17 protein-coding genes and 1 riboswitch are annotated in these 13,324 nt (G+C 40.3%); of the genes, 13 read left to right on the top strand and 4 right to left on the bottom strand.

The genetic code is table 11. The features are described from left to right. Nucleotides 1-18: 18 nt before the first annotated feature. From AACH28_RS24160 to AACH28_RS25580, 13 genes are all read left to right on the top strand, one after another. Nucleotides 19-864, top strand: a complete 846-nt coding sequence (locus AACH28_RS24160) for an NAD(P)-dependent oxidoreductase (RefSeq protein ID WP_341831764.1) — start codon at nucleotides 19-21, stop codon at nucleotides 862-864. 118 nt (nucleotides 865-982) lie between these two features. Continuing rightward, nucleotides 983-1,726, top strand: coding sequence for a dienelactone hydrolase family protein (locus tag AACH28_RS24155; RefSeq protein WP_341831763.1), 744 nt, complete (start codon nucleotides 983-985; stop codon nucleotides 1,724-1,726). Nucleotides 1,727-1,759: 33 nt separating this feature from the next. Beyond that, on the top strand, nucleotides 1,760-2,323 hold the full coding sequence (locus AACH28_RS24150; RefSeq protein WP_341831762.1) for a hypothetical protein: 564 nt from the start codon (nucleotides 1,760-1,762) through the stop codon (nucleotides 2,321-2,323). 30 nt (nucleotides 2,324-2,353) lie between these two features. After that, on the top strand, nucleotides 2,354-3,010 hold the full coding sequence (locus tag AACH28_RS24145; RefSeq protein WP_341831761.1) for a hypothetical protein: 657 nt from the start codon (nucleotides 2,354-2,356) through the stop codon (nucleotides 3,008-3,010). 125 nt (nucleotides 3,011-3,135) lie between these two features. Beyond that, on the top strand, nucleotides 3,136-3,978 hold the full coding sequence (locus tag AACH28_RS24140) for a VanW family protein (protein ID WP_341831760.1): 843 nt from the start codon (nucleotides 3,136-3,138) through the stop codon (nucleotides 3,976-3,978). 62 nt (nucleotides 3,979-4,040) lie between these two features. Then, nucleotides 4,041-4,133, top strand: a riboswitch (TPP riboswitch). An 82-nt stretch (nucleotides 4,134-4,215) separates the two neighbouring features. Next, nucleotides 4,216-5,019, top strand: a complete 804-nt coding sequence (thiM, locus tag AACH28_RS24135) for a hydroxyethylthiazole kinase (protein WP_341831759.1) — start codon at nucleotides 4,216-4,218, stop codon at nucleotides 5,017-5,019. Beyond that, nucleotides 5,009-5,641, top strand: coding sequence for a thiamine phosphate synthase (thiE, locus tag AACH28_RS24130; protein ID WP_341831758.1), 633 nt, complete (start codon nucleotides 5,009-5,011; stop codon nucleotides 5,639-5,641). The genes thiM and thiE overlap by 11 nt, the downstream gene beginning before the upstream one ends. Further along, on the top strand, nucleotides 5,638-6,477 hold the full coding sequence (gene thiD, locus AACH28_RS24125) for a bifunctional hydroxymethylpyrimidine kinase/phosphomethylpyrimidine kinase (protein WP_341831757.1): 840 nt from the start codon (nucleotides 5,638-5,640) through the stop codon (nucleotides 6,475-6,477). Before thiE ends, thiD begins: the two co-directional genes overlap by 4 nt. Further along, entirely contained in the window at nucleotides 6,464-7,120 is a 657-nt protein-coding gene (tenA, locus tag AACH28_RS24120; RefSeq protein WP_341831756.1) for a thiaminase II, read from the top strand. The genes thiD and tenA overlap by 14 nt, the downstream gene beginning before the upstream one ends. Nucleotides 7,121-7,361: 241 nt before the next feature. Beyond that, entirely contained in the window at nucleotides 7,362-8,105 is a 744-nt protein-coding gene (locus AACH28_RS24115) for a GIN domain-containing protein (RefSeq protein WP_341831755.1), read from the top strand. Nucleotides 8,106-8,528: 423 nt separating this feature from the next. Then, nucleotides 8,529-9,107, top strand: coding sequence for a DUF1572 family protein (locus tag AACH28_RS24110; RefSeq protein WP_341831754.1), 579 nt, complete (start codon nucleotides 8,529-8,531; stop codon nucleotides 9,105-9,107). Nucleotides 9,108-9,257: 150 nt separating this feature from the next. Beyond that, complete coding sequence (locus tag AACH28_RS24105; RefSeq protein WP_341831753.1) at nucleotides 9,258-9,935, top strand: hypothetical protein; 678 nt, start codon at nucleotides 9,258-9,260, stop codon at nucleotides 9,933-9,935. Then, complete coding sequence (locus tag AACH28_RS25580) at nucleotides 9,878-10,144, top strand: helix-turn-helix domain-containing protein (protein WP_407073625.1); 267 nt, start codon at nucleotides 9,878-9,880, stop codon at nucleotides 10,142-10,144. Before AACH28_RS24105 ends, AACH28_RS25580 begins: the two co-directional genes overlap by 58 nt. Here AACH28_RS25580 and AACH28_RS24100 read toward each other — a convergent pair. The 4 genes from AACH28_RS24100 to ureG are packed head-to-tail and all read right to left on the bottom strand — an operon-like array spanning nucleotide 10,141 to nucleotide 13,315. Further along, nucleotides 10,141-10,947 carry a DUF2490 domain-containing protein gene (locus AACH28_RS24100; RefSeq protein WP_341831752.1) on the bottom strand — a complete coding sequence of 269 codons (807 nt, stop codon included), beginning with the start codon at nucleotides 10,945-10,947 and terminating at the stop codon, nucleotides 10,141-10,143. The genes AACH28_RS25580 and AACH28_RS24100 overlap by 4 nt on opposite strands. 28 nt (nucleotides 10,948-10,975) lie before the next feature. Continuing rightward, on the bottom strand, nucleotides 10,976-11,866 hold the full coding sequence (locus AACH28_RS24095) for an urea transporter (protein WP_201638982.1): 891 nt from the start codon (nucleotides 11,864-11,866) through the stop codon (nucleotides 10,976-10,978). Nucleotides 11,867-11,876: 10 nt separating this feature from the next. Further along, nucleotides 11,877-12,674, bottom strand: a complete 798-nt coding sequence (locus tag AACH28_RS24090) for an urease accessory protein UreD (RefSeq protein WP_159333069.1) — start codon at nucleotides 12,672-12,674, stop codon at nucleotides 11,877-11,879. A 2-nt stretch (nucleotides 12,675-12,676) separates the two neighbouring features. Further along, a complete protein-coding gene (gene ureG, locus AACH28_RS24085) occupies nucleotides 12,677-13,315 on the bottom strand; it encodes an urease accessory protein UreG (protein ID WP_341831751.1) in 639 nt (212 codons plus the stop codon). Nucleotides 13,316-13,324 lie beyond the last annotated feature (9 nt).

Raw genomic sequence — 13,324 nt, 5'->3', positions numbered from 1 at the left:
AATTAATGTAATTTTTAGATGAAGATAGAAAAATTAGGATTTATAGGATTAGGAAACATGGGATACCCCATGGCTAAAAATCTAGAAAAAGCAGGATTCCCCCTTTCTGTTTACAATAGAAACAAGGCTAAAGCAGCAGGCTTTGAAGAGCAATCAATTATCAGCGAAGATATAGGTGAATTAGTCGATCATAGCGACATTATATTCTCCATGCTCACCAATGATGAAGCAGTCAGCGAAGTATATGAAAAAATCCTCCAAAGGGAGATCAAGGGCAAATTATTTGTCGATATGAGTACAATATCTCGTGAACGCTGTATTTCAATAGCCACTAAGCTAAAAGAAAAAGGCGCTGCTTTTATGGATGCTCCCGTTGCCGGCAGTACCAAACCAGCGACTGAGGGTACACTTATTATTATGGTGGGTGGTGATCCCGAAGATCTTCATCGCGCCCAACCATACCTCGAGCAGATGGGAAAATCGATCAAACATCTCGGCGCAAATGGCCAGGGAATTGCCGCTAAACTTGCGATCAACTATTTCCTTTCCACCATCTATCAAGGTCTCGCGGAGACGATCTTATTTTCAGATAAACTGGGAATTCAACGAAGCGATATGCTCGAAATCATCAACGATAGTGCCAGCGGCAGTGGGGCAACAAAAGTGAAAACACCATTATTGGTGGAAGAAAACTACAGTCCTGCATTCGCGCTAGACCTTATGCTGAAAGATATTCGACTGGCTCAACAAGCCGGTGCTGACTATCCCCTCCTCAAGACCTTACTCGAAACCTACGGGAAAGCACACGACCAAGGTCTCGGACAGCTCGATGTTATTGGTATCATTGAATCCATCAAGTCGTAGCTTCAGGTTGGCGACAGTGAAAAAAATGTACATTGAAAATTATATTTAGTTGAGATGGACTCCAAATTAGGTTCATTTCTGATCACACAAAATAATGAGTGGAACAAATTCTTTACAGATGAAAACAGTTATGACACTATTGATGCTTACTATGGTCACCATGACTACGCAGGCCCAACAATTAAAACAGGTTTCTTACCAGGATGGTGGACAAAAACTCATCGGCATGATAACCGCCAATAGGGCAAAAAAAGGCCCTGCTGTCTTAATTCTTCCGGCATGGAAGGGAATTGACAACGAAGCGAAACAAGCTGCATTGCTTCTTGAAAAAGAAGGTTACATCGCGTTCATTGCCGACATCTACGGTGAAGGAAATATTCCCTCGGACAACACCGCAGCTTCGAAAATTGCCGGCCACTACAAGACAGACTATAAAGCTTATCAGCATCGCATAATGCTCGCATTGGAACAGCTGAAAAAAGAGGGTGCGGATCCGACGAAAATTGCGATCATCGGCTATTGTTTTGGAGGTTCAGGCGCATTAGAAGCGGCGAGAGCCGGCTTCCCCGTCAATGCAGTGATCAGTATCCACGGCGGCCTATCCAAAGCTGCCGACAGACCCAATGGTTCGATCAAAACAAAAGTACTCATTGAGCACCCAGCAGCCGATAAAAGTGTATCAAAAGAAGATTACGATGGGTTGGTCAAGGAATTAAATGAAGGAAAAGCAGACTGGCAAATAATTACCTACGCAAATTCTGGACATACGTTTACGAATCCCGAGTCAGCCGAATATAACCCCGTAATGGCTAAACGTGCCTGGGAGCACACCTTATTATTTTTGAAAGAAGTATTAAATTAAATAGCAAAATCAACAACAGCAATATCGACCCAAATGAATTATAACGCGAAACTGCACATTTATCCGATTATCATTCAGTTGTTGATATTGCTGTTGTATAGTCCCAGCGCAGCATCGCAAACAGTAAAATCGCTAACAATAGCTAGCCCAACGCATGCAGTTCTTTTTGTAACCAATGAGTCCGATAAATCAACTGATTTTATCATGCGTCTACACGAAAAAAATGCTGCTGAGATTTTCAAACAAGTGCCTTTTAGCACAACAAAGTTACTGGTCACAAAAACCGATGCAAAAAAACTCACATTCATCGTTAAAAATCACCAATGGACTATCGACGTATTGTCATTGAAGCAACGTCATGCCATGATCTTGTTTGATGGATTAGCCAAACCCAAGATCATATACGATAGTAATACCTATCTGGCAGCAGCCAAACCGATATTAAACACCAGCACACAAATTGCGTCAAAGAAAGCTTCGGCACAATATAATGCCTCACATTTCTTTGACTCAATCGCACAAGTTCAATTTATTCCATCCGGGCAATATGCAGCGGCTATTATCGCAAATCCCGCTCTTCCTCTTTATTACAGTTAGCGTAAGAATATATGTGACGGCACTTATGTAATGCAGCAGTTTTCGGACGAAAATGCGGTGCAATCCGGTGCAATTATGACGACTGTATATGAAGAAGGCAAAGAGATCACATCGAACAATCTTTCCGGGGGAAATAATTATTACAACAAAAGATGCTATAATCAATTCGGACTTATCGACTCCATACAGTACCTTCGCAATAGTAAGTGGAGCAGCAGTACAATTTACCGGTATCTTCCAAATGCCATTGTTTCCTACGATCCTACATTTGAATCGGCGATGATTTATCACTTGAACAGTAAACTCCAGGTTATAAAAAGTGAATCCATTCATTTTGTCTATCAACGGAGAGACTGGACCATTTACAGTTATGATCAACAGAATCGAATTACTGAAGAGATTTCGGGTAGAAATGATCAAAGAGAAAGTCGCGTCCGCTATCAGTATGATAGTCCGGAAACAAGTGACTACTCACTACGCCAAACCTTCGATCAAAGCAATCGACTGACAGCCGAAATCAAGCGATCATACCGAGCCAACGAAACGATTGATGAGTTTTATTATGAGGGTGTATTACAACAAAAATCTATTGTAAAAGACCTCGGAAACTGTACCTACGAAAGCTTGATCTATAACAAGGAGGGAAAGTTAACAGCAAAATACATACAGGTAAAGAAAACCAACTAAACGAACTGAAAAACTGCACCAAGCTCAGACTATAAGATTCGTGATTTTGATAAAAAAATATGCGACAAAACACGGCAAAAAACACATTTCTGCACTAATTTTGATAGCGATACATAAACGTCAAATTGAGAAAAAGAAAACTGATCAGTCAACACCATCCCATACTCTATTTTATTGCTGTATGGGCGAGAAGAGTGCGGCGCAAAGCCGTTTGGCTATTTGATAATAAGAAATACAGCACAGCTAAATCAGCTGAAAAACTTCCCTTTCGTATTAAAAAGCATCAGTCTGTCTTATTAAAAAAACTGGGCGAAAATAATATGCAATTGCAGATTAACAAAGTTACCAACCTAAAAATTGCAGCAGCACAGATTAATAGCATTCTGATCAGACCGAAGGAAACCTTTTCATTTTGTAAACTCGTGGGGCTCCCCACCGTAAAGAAAGGGTATCTGCCCGGCATGGAGTTATCCTTTGGTGAAGCAAGAGCGGGTATTGGCGGTGGAATCTGTCAAATATCCAACCTCATCCATTGGCTTGTTATCCATAGTCCACTCAACGTCAATGAACGTTATCACCACTCTTTTGACCCTTTTCCTGACGATGGCCGTGTTTTGCCATTCGGTAGTGGAGCTACCGTCTTTTATAATTATCGCGACTATCAATTCACCAACAACACGCCTTACACCTTTCAAATAAATCTCTGGTTCACAGACAAATGTTTAGAAGGTGAATTGAGGATCGATCAAGAACTGGATTTTGCGTACCATATCTTTGAAAAAGAACATCAATTTCTTAAAATAGACAATCAGTTCTTTCGTAAAAATGAGATTTGGCGCGAGAAGTTTTTAAAGTTTCAGGGTGGAAAAGTTTTAGAGACAGAACTCTTGACCAAAAATTTTGCCCGGGTTACCTATACCCCTGTTGAATATATTGAAATTAGTGCCGATCAAAATCCGGCCGATTAATTCAACAAGCTAATGATCGAAAAATGATGGATATGAAAAGTCCTCTTTTTTGTTTAAGTTTGGTCTGGCTTTGGGGGTATTCTGTATAGAATTGAGATAGTCCCTTTGAACCTGATTCGGTTTATACCGGCGTAGGGAAAAGCAAAAATCCACTGTACAGCATATTCCTTTACTGCACAGGCTATCGCTCTTCTTCCCTCCAAGGCCACACAGTACATCTTAGCATATGTAAAAAGAATGGAAGATTCAATTATCAATTTATTAGAACAGCTGAGGGTCGAAAAACCCCTTGTACACAACATCACAAACCTAGTCGTGATGAACAATACTGCCAACGCACTTTTAGCCTTAGGAGCGTCCCCTGTGATGGTACACAGTCCATTAGAAGTACGCGAGGTTGTCGATATTGCACAAGCTCTTGTCATTAATATCGGCACCTTGAGTGAAGATACTGCAGAAGCTATGCTTGTTGCTACCGAACATGCCAATACCATTGGACGGCCATGGGTACTTGATCCTGTTGGTGCTGGGATATCGGCATTCCGCAACGATTTATTATCCAATCTACTGGATCTCAAACCAACGGTTATTCGTGGAAATGCATCAGAAATCATGACGCTGTACAATTTCAACCAACCGAACACAAAAGGAGTCGACAGCACGACAGCAAGTAAAGATGCCCTCCGATTTGGCCAATTATTACAAGAGCAAACCGGCTCCATTATCTGTATTTCTGGAGAAGTAGACTATATTCTTTCACAGCAATACCGGGTTGAAGTTTTTAATGGCAACCCTTTAATGACACAGGTAACTGGACTTGGCTGTAGTGCTACTGCGCTTATTGGTGCATTTCTAGGTGTTACAGACCACTATTTTGAAGCAGCTGTTGCCGGTGTATCCATTTTGAGCTTAGCGGGAGAACTCGCTGCCCAAACAGCAGCTGGCCCGGGTACCCTGCAATTGAATCTCTACGATGAACTCTATCAGCTCAATGCAGAACGCCTCAAATCGAAGCTCAAGATCAAACGCTATGCGCATTAATCCGCTTTTTCCCTACCCGCTATATTTGGTCATTTCTGAGCGGGACTGCTATCCTCAACATTGGCTCAATGTTGCCGAAGAAGCTATTATTGGTGGAGTCGATCTTATACAATTGCGCGAAAAAGCTGACGATCCGGCCACATTTTTGGATAAAGCCATCCGTTTAAAAAAACTGACCGATCATTATGGTATTCCGCTCGTGATCAATGATGCCGTAGCAATCGCTGCCCAAATCGAGGCATGGGGAGTACATGTGGGTCAAAATGATTTGCAACCGCTCGCTATTCGCGAAAAATATGGTGATAAATTAACGATAGGCTGGTCCATAGAAGACATGCAACAACTGGAAAGTCAACAAATGTACGCCGTCGACCACCTTGGTGTAAGCCCCATTTTTTCTACGAAAACAAAAGTAGATACGGTTACTGAATGGGGAATTGCAGGTTTAAAACAACTTCGGAGTAGGACGGAAAAACCATTGATCGCAATCGGAAGGATGAATTTACAAACAGCAGAAGAAACCTGGAACGCCGGTGCAGACTCCATTGCAGTCGTTTCGACCATATGCCAAAGTCAAGATCCCAGAGCTGCCAGTGCACAACTAAAAGAACTATTAAAATGACAAAAGATAAAAAATACCGCGTCCCTACCGTACTCAGCATTGCAGGGTTCGATGGTAGCGGTGGTGCAGGTATACAAGCAGATACCAAAACCATATCTGCATTAGGTTGTTATGCCATGAATGTTTTAACTGCCTTACCCGTTCAGAACACACAAGGTGTAAGAAATATTTATGAAATTCCTACAGCAGCCGTCCAGGACCAATTAGATGCTATTTTTGACGACATCTATCCCGATGCAATCAAAATAGGGATGGTACACAATATTGAACTTGTGGAGCTTATTAGCGCCTATTTAAAAGAATATAAAGGGCCTATCGTATTTGATCCAGTCATGGTATCGACCAGCGGGCACAAGCTCATTCACGATGATACAATTCAGGCCTGCATAGAACTTCTTTTTCCTTTAGCAACACTGATTACACCAAATTTAGATGAGGTAAGTGTCTTAGTAGACGAAGTTATTGACAATGTCGAGAGGATGAAAAAAGCGGGAAATAGCCTACTGGCGAAAGGTTGTCAATCCGTTTTGATTAAAGGCGGGCATCTCCAAAGCCAAGAGTTAACATCCCTGTTGTTCCAGCACAAGAATCCACCAATTGAATTCAAATCACAAAAAATTAACAGCAAAAATACACATGGTTCCGGTTGTTCGCTTTCTTCAGCAATTGCGAGCCATTTGGCACAAGGCGTTGGTCTCGTTAGCGCAGTAGACTTCGCATTGGCCTATATACACGCAGCAATAGCTGGTAGCAAAGACCTCGTCATTGGCAAAGGAAATGGGCCATTAAATCACTTCCACAATCCGATTAAACTTATTCAATATGAACTGGACTGATCATGCCTGGGAATCCATAACAGCTATTTATTCGGATATACTTACTATGCCGTTTATAGTTCAGCTTAGTGATGGTAGTCTTCCCCTGGATAAATTTCAATTTTACATGCAGCAGGATGCTTTCTATTTAGAAGAATTTGGCCGCGTGCTCGCCTTTATAGGTGCAAAAAGTACGGATAACCAACAAGCATTGGACTATTTCGAATTTGGTCGCAATGCGCTTCTTGTTGAACGGGCACTACACGAAAATTACTTTCGGGAATTTGGTTTAAGTCCTGCCGACAAGAGCAACAAGATCGAACCAACCTGCCATCATTATGTCCATTTTCTTAAAAGCGTAGCCGCTTTCGAGAGCGTTGAGGTCGCTATGGCGGCAACACTCCCCTGTTTTTGGATTTATAAGGAGGTCGGAGATCACATTGTATCGACAGCAAATACACAGGGAAATCCCTATTCCAAATGGATAGCAACTTATAGCGGTGAGGATTTTGCACAGGGCGTTATCAAGGCGAAAAACTACGTTGACAAAATTGCAGCAGAAACTACTGCAACAAAACGGGAGAAGATGCGACAAGTATTTATAACAGCTTCCCAATTAGAGTATCAATTCTGGTTAGCAGCCTACAAACGAAGAGTCTGGTAAACAAACTATTGTCCGATACCGAACAGTTGATGTTCAAAAATGAGCATGAACGAAAATAGCACTCAGGAACAAAACTAGTGTTAATCAGTATTTTAAACGGATTTAAAGTTTTGGCATTACTATTATACTATAGGTGGCAGTTAACGATAGAGCGTATGCATAAGTGCATAAGAAACGATAAAAAGGGAAATTAAAATGAAACTTTCAGTAAAAATAAATTTAAACTAATAACAGAAAAATAATGAAAAGAATCTTAACCATTGCCTTTATTTCATTTTTATATGTAGCTCAGGCACAAGAACGCGAAACACGTAAGATCACTGCTCCAGATGGCATTTCATCGGCAACTTCATTACGTGTAGATTATATTCACTCTAATCGCAACGAAGTTATTGTTGAAGCAGATAATCCCGAACATTTATCCCTTATCGAAACGACTGTAAAAAACGGTACACTGTATGTACAGTATAAAAGAAACAGTTCAATCAGAAATGCGAGAAACAATCGCGTAACTGTTTACTCAAGCAAGATACCGACACGCTTTTCGGCATCATCCAGCAGTTCGATCTATACCGATGAAACGATTAAGGCAAACAAAATTTCTGTAGACGTATCCTCCTCCGCAAAAATATCGCTTAAAAAATTAATTGCTGATGATATCAACCTTTCAACGAGCTCTTCTAGCAAGTTAACGACAGATGTCAGCAGTAAAAATTTGCAAGTATCGGCAAGCAGTTCGTCTAAGCAGGAAATTGCGGGTAGCGCTTCAAATTTAAATTTGAACACCAATTCATCCGCATCGGTTGACATGAGCCGTTTCTCGACAACAAATGCCCAAGTACAAGCCAATTCGTCTGCAAATGTTACGCTCGGCGTGAAAGAAAACTTACAGGGAAATGTTTCTACATCGGCAAGAATTGCGTTAAAAAATCAACCAAAAAATGTCCAAGTTGACAAATCAACAAGTGGCAGAGTAGTATTGTAATTTTTAGTGTGGTCTTTAAAAAAGACTGTTTATTTATGTTTAATGTTTAGTTAGCTTAAAGGTGATACATACCCCAGTATCACCTTTGCTTTTATTAGCATTTTTGCTCACACTTCTCCTTCTCCTTCTCCTTCTCCTTCTCCTTCTCCTTCTCCTTCTCCTTCTCCTTCTCCTTCTCCTTCTCCTTATAAATTCACACAGTATCACCTTTGCTTTTATTAGCATTTTTGCTCACACTTCTCCTTCTCCTTCTCCTTCTCCTTCTCCTTATAAATTCACACATTTATCACCTCAAAAAACTGTATCAGGAAATTAATGACATCGATAGCAAAACCAGATTTCAGCTAAAAAAATTATTTTAGGTCTCGGTTTCAGGACATTTTTGTATATTAATATTCATATAAATGCCAAACTTTCGACGCAATGGACAATTTTTTAGCGACTTGTATCAAGCAATTTCAATATTATAAATCTTTGGGTGATAAAACATTGGCACAGTTAAGCACTGAACAACTCTTTTGGCAACCCAATGATTCGAGCAATAGCATTGCATTAATTGTTAAACATTTAGGTGGAAATATGCTTTCCCGATGGACCGATTTCCTCACCACAGATGGCGAAAAACAAAATAGAAACCGCGACCAGGAGTTTGAGAACAGTTGGGTAGATCGCGATGAGCTTATTACCTATTGGAATGCTGGATGGTCCTGTCTGTTTCAAGCAATTAAATCCCTCGAAGAAGAAGATCTCGCTAAAATCATTTATATCCGTAATCAAGGACATACCGTCATGGAAGCGATCTTGCGGCAGCTAGCACATTATCCCTACCACATCGGTCAGATGCTCTATATTGGGAAAATATGTTTGGATGATAAATGGACCTCCTTATCAATACCCAAAGGTAGTTCAGCGTCCTATAATAGGGAGAAATTCAGCCATGAAAAACAGCAACAACATTTCACGTCGGAGTTTATAAAAGGGAATCAGGACAATTTGTCTTAAATAAGCTTTTTCTCTTAGTTAACACAATAATTACTTGATTGGAAAGCATCGGATGCTAACCTAATTTCCGCAAACTTTTAAGTATATTTGTCATACATACAACTATTCCTTTTTTTTGATTTCATTGGTAAGTAGGTTGTCTTTAAAACTATGAAAAATTCGATTAAGATCATCAACAATTACGAGTACAAAAAGTTATTTTTACCGGATGTTTCTGAGCACAATTTATTCAATGAGAATAAAATTCAAGTCTATCGAATCGAGAATTACCTCCGCAGTATCCTGATGCCTGTCATCCCCTATCGTACGACGTTTAATTTTCTCATTTTTGTAACGAAGGGGTCCCTGACCCAACATCTCGAAAGCGCATCTTATACCTTAACCGAAAATCAAGTCATTAACATCAAACAAGGTAATATTACGGCTACACTGGCAATCTCTGATGATGTAGAAGGTTTTTTCGTGGTTTATGAAAATGAAATTGTAACTGATATTGAGCTTGGCATAAACGATATTAAATTTTTCAATTCCCATCCTTTTACCACACTTAAACCCCATGTAGCACATTGGATCCAGCAAATGTTGATGTTATTGGAAGAGGAACTTTTTACCGAGGGCCGCGTAATGGAAGTCTGCATATCCATGATGCAGTGTATCCTATTGAAGGTGATAAAATCGGATATAGAGACTAAGGCGCCGATGAGCCGACAGCTCGATATTGCTTTCCGTTTCCGCGAATATGTACAAAAATTTCATATCGATATAAAAACGTGTTATTCTACGCCAATTTATTGCATATTTCAGAAAACTACCTCAATAAATGTGTAAAGGAAGCGACAAATAAACCTCCGAAGCAATGGATTAGTGAAATAAGTATCTTACATAGTCAGATTCTGCTGCAGGATGCTACGAGAGATATTGCCGGTATAGCCTTTGAATTGAAATTTCAATCGCCCTCCTATTTCACCAGGCTATTCAAAAAAATCACTGGGTATTCACCCAGTGACTATCGGAAACATAAGTTTATGGCGGGCTAATGCTTTTTACGGTAAGGTAAATTCCAGATTAAATCTACGGCTAAATAATGAACCCCAAAATCTACTTTGTCATAGCCTTTAATTAAGTCATTCATATAACCCAGATCCAATCGCAAAGGTGTCTTTGGAATATCTGTCATGTAATAAAAACCCAAACGGGTCTCTTTATAGCCAAAGCTAGACCAGATACTAACAGGTTCGTAGAGCTTGCTGATTGCAAAAAGTCCTTCAGCGCTCAACGCCAATTCCTGCTTATTTTTAGCCGAAATTTTGAAATTTAGCTGCGACTTCAAGCGGGTCCTAAATTGAAAATTCTCTTCTGTCTTTTGAAAATCGGCTGTAAAGAACTTTCGGAACTCTTGCCTTAATGTATTTTTCCATTTCAAACGATCATTAAGGGTCAATGTATACGCATATCGTCCATACAACCTAAACTCTTGCTCAACACCTTCGTTATGATATGGGGCAGCCTCATCGTAAACGTTTTGGCGACGATAACTCAACGCATAACTATATTGTTGATTTTTAGCAAATTTATGATAGACCTCATGGTTTAACACCCAAATAGCCTGCTTGTGAAATGGATTTGAATCGTCGGGTGTACTTTTAGTTCCCAAACCAATATAGGTAAATGCTTCCTTCGTTCCAGCACTGTCTAATTTCCTACGCAAGCCCAAAACCGACCAAGATGCGGTCCTTGCTTTTCCTAATCCCGGCGGACTGACTTGTCCGTACACCGTATTTACATGAATTCCCAATAAGAGCATTATTGGGAATAGTTTTATTAAACGAAATTTAAACATACATAAAATTTTAGTTCACAAAAAAGGACTAGGAAGTCCCTTCAGCTGATGAAAACCTATTCACCAACCATTTATCGATAAGTTTGACAGGGTGCATAGCCCACATCGCAAAAACAAATGGAAAAGTCAATGTTGTCCATCCGTTGTGAATCAAAAAATGATCGAAATATGTTGCGATAATCGTTCCGATTAGAACATATACACCATCTCTAACGCGGGGGCCGCTTAGGGCAATTCCAACCAAAACCGCATTGAAGCTAAAAATGCCATTATTGGTCATATCTACAGATTCATGGCCATGGTGCGATATATAAACACTGATGATAACAGCAGCGAAACCGTAAAGTGCGCCCATGGGATTGCTCAGGAAAACCCCGATGAAAAAGATCAATCCAGCAATTAAACTACCCTGAAAAATAACCTGACCAAAGGCATGGCCTTCAATTAGGAAGTCATCCATTTCCTGAATATCAACAAAATGCTCGGGTACAGTCCGCAAGGCCAGTTCTGGAATACTCAACACATACAATGCGATCCAGGTAATTAAGATAAAAGGAAATGTAAATACCGGCAGATTCTTCTTTAATGCAAACCCCATCAAAATGGTGGTCAACGCAGATCCTACGATTAAGGCTCCCCATACCCAAACGTTTGTCTGGAAATAGAAAACCAAAGCAATACCGTAAAGCGTAGCATTAAATCCGAAAAGTCCATCATTGATATGATCCTCATCAAATTTCATCAACTTGGCCGTCAGTACGCCTACGATGTTAGCGAGAACCCCTGCAAAGCCCATAAGTGCCGAATCATAAATAATGGCTCCGATAAATAAGATACCCGTCCAAATGTTACCCTGTAACATAATCTGCCCAAATCCTTTAAAAAAAGCTTTTATAAAAGCTAGGATGTTATTTTTCATTGGAATATAATTAGTTGTTATTCAAAAATATGTTGCCCCATAGTGCGCTTTGCATTTCTTTAAAAAGAAGATAAAGCTGTTCGGCACCGTTACCTAAAACGCGAACCATAAAACCGTCATGCTGCAATTCGCTAATCCCAAACGCGACGTCTTTGGTTTCCCCGTACTGTTCATGGAAAGCCTCGATCCAGTCGCTTGGATTCAAGCCGGCACTATTCAAATAGATCAACGTTCCCTGGTGCGTATAGCCTTCCAAAATACCCAGACCTTGTATAGGCATACGATCTGGCTGAAGCAATACATTATCCTTCACCACGAGCCTACCATTGACATAACATTCTGTCAGATTTTGAAAGTGATTGTACATAAACTCTTCACCGGACATTTTCCGGCCACAGGTCACGATTTCACTCAGCAATAAGTGACAATTTGAAGCAAGATGTACAATGTTATGGCTCAAAAAATGAGACGAATGCTGAGGTACGACGGGATGGGGTACATAAGAAAAAACAGCATTTTCGCCTACATTCACTTCCATCGTTTGGGACGAATGACCTTTCATATGAAACAAACGCTGGTAAGCCTGCGTCTGTAACTGTAACTTAGACCCCGGAGCAATATCAACTTGAATACGATGGTCATCTCCATCCAACAAACCAGGCGATGAACTCATAATCATCAAGTACGCTGCATTGTCTTTTTGATATTGCCCAACAGGAACGATACGAAACGGTTGTGTCGCATATGCATCTTTTAAAAAGGATTTTCCTTCGCGATGTGCTATCTTAATAGCTAAAGAACAAATCATAATTAACGTAGTAAATTAGGTTCCTCAATATCTTGAAGGAGTGCGTATTTTTTAATCCAGCCTACGATCTCTTCCAAACCATCGCCGGTTTTTAGATTTGAAAACAGGAATGGAGAACCTTTACGCATTTTACGTGCATCATGTTCCATCACTTCTAGGCTTGCGCCCACATAGGGTGCCAAATCTTTTTTATTAATCAACAACAGGTCTGATCTTGTAATTGCCGGCCCACCTTTACGCGGCATTTTTTCACCTTCGGCAACATCAATGACAAAAATGGTGATATCGGCAAGATCCGGACTATAAGTAGAAGTCAGGTTATCACCACCACTTTCAATTAAAATCAACTCCAAATCCGGGAAACGGCTAGCTAGTTCATCTACAGCTTCGAGATTCATACTCGCGTCTTCCCGTATCGCTGTATGGGGGCAACCGCCAGTTTCCACACCGATAATTCGTTCACGGGGAAGCAAACTATTTTTGGCCATATGTTCCGCATCTTCCTTGGTATAAATATCATTCGTAATTACGGCAAGATCAATTTCATTCATCAACCGTCTGCTCAATCGTTCCAATAATGCTGTCTTACCAGACCCTACTGGACCACCAACCCCTATTTTAACATATTTTCTATTTTCCATTTTAATTGT

Source organism: Sphingobacterium thalpophilum (genome assembly GCF_038396785.1).
Classification (GTDB): Bacteria; Bacteroidota; Bacteroidia; order Sphingobacteriales; family Sphingobacteriaceae; genus Sphingobacterium; species Sphingobacterium thalpophilum_A.
Note: the sequence above shows the minus strand (reverse complement) of the source record. Positions and strands in the feature narration are given on the sequence as shown.

What these genes read in the sequence shown, in the direction of transcription:
- AACH28_RS24160 (WP_341831764.1), top strand. Translation starts at nt 19, where the DNA reads ATGAAGATAGAAAAATTAGGATTTATAGGATTAGGAAACATGGGATAC.
- AACH28_RS24155 (WP_341831763.1), top strand. Translation starts at nt 983, where the DNA reads ATGAAAACAGTTATGACACTATTGATGCTTACTATGGTCACCATGACT.
- AACH28_RS24150 (WP_341831762.1), top strand. Translation starts at nt 1,760, where the DNA reads ATGAATTATAACGCGAAACTGCACATTTATCCGATTATCATTCAGTTG.
- AACH28_RS24145 (WP_341831761.1), top strand. Translation starts at nt 2,354, where the DNA reads ATGCAGCAGTTTTCGGACGAAAATGCGGTGCAATCCGGTGCAATTATG.
- thiM (WP_341831759.1), top strand. Translation starts at nt 4,216, where the DNA reads ATGGAAGATTCAATTATCAATTTATTAGAACAGCTGAGGGTCGAAAAA.
- thiE (WP_341831758.1), top strand. Translation starts at nt 5,009, where the DNA reads ATGCGCATTAATCCGCTTTTTCCCTACCCGCTATATTTGGTCATTTCT.
- thiD (WP_341831757.1), top strand. Translation starts at nt 5,638, where the DNA reads ATGACAAAAGATAAAAAATACCGCGTCCCTACCGTACTCAGCATTGCA.
- tenA (WP_341831756.1), top strand. Translation starts at nt 6,464, where the DNA reads ATGAACTGGACTGATCATGCCTGGGAATCCATAACAGCTATTTATTCG.
- AACH28_RS24115 (WP_341831755.1), top strand. Translation starts at nt 7,362, where the DNA reads ATGAAAAGAATCTTAACCATTGCCTTTATTTCATTTTTATATGTAGCT.
- AACH28_RS24110 (WP_341831754.1), top strand. Translation starts at nt 8,529, where the DNA reads ATGGACAATTTTTTAGCGACTTGTATCAAGCAATTTCAATATTATAAA.
- AACH28_RS24105 (WP_341831753.1), top strand. Translation starts at nt 9,258, where the DNA reads ATGAAAAATTCGATTAAGATCATCAACAATTACGAGTACAAAAAGTTA.
- AACH28_RS24100 (WP_341831752.1), bottom strand. Translation starts at nt 10,947, where the DNA reads ATGTTTAAATTTCGTTTAATAAAACTATTCCCAATAATGCTCTTATTG.
- AACH28_RS24095 (WP_201638982.1), bottom strand. Translation starts at nt 11,866, where the DNA reads ATGAAAAATAACATCCTAGCTTTTATAAAAGCTTTTTTTAAAGGATTT.
- AACH28_RS24090 (WP_159333069.1), bottom strand. Translation starts at nt 12,674, where the DNA reads ATGATTTGTTCTTTAGCTATTAAGATAGCACATCGCGAAGGAAAATCC.
- ureG (WP_341831751.1), bottom strand. Translation starts at nt 13,315, where the DNA reads ATGGAAAATAGAAAATATGTTAAAATAGGGGTTGGTGGTCCAGTAGGG.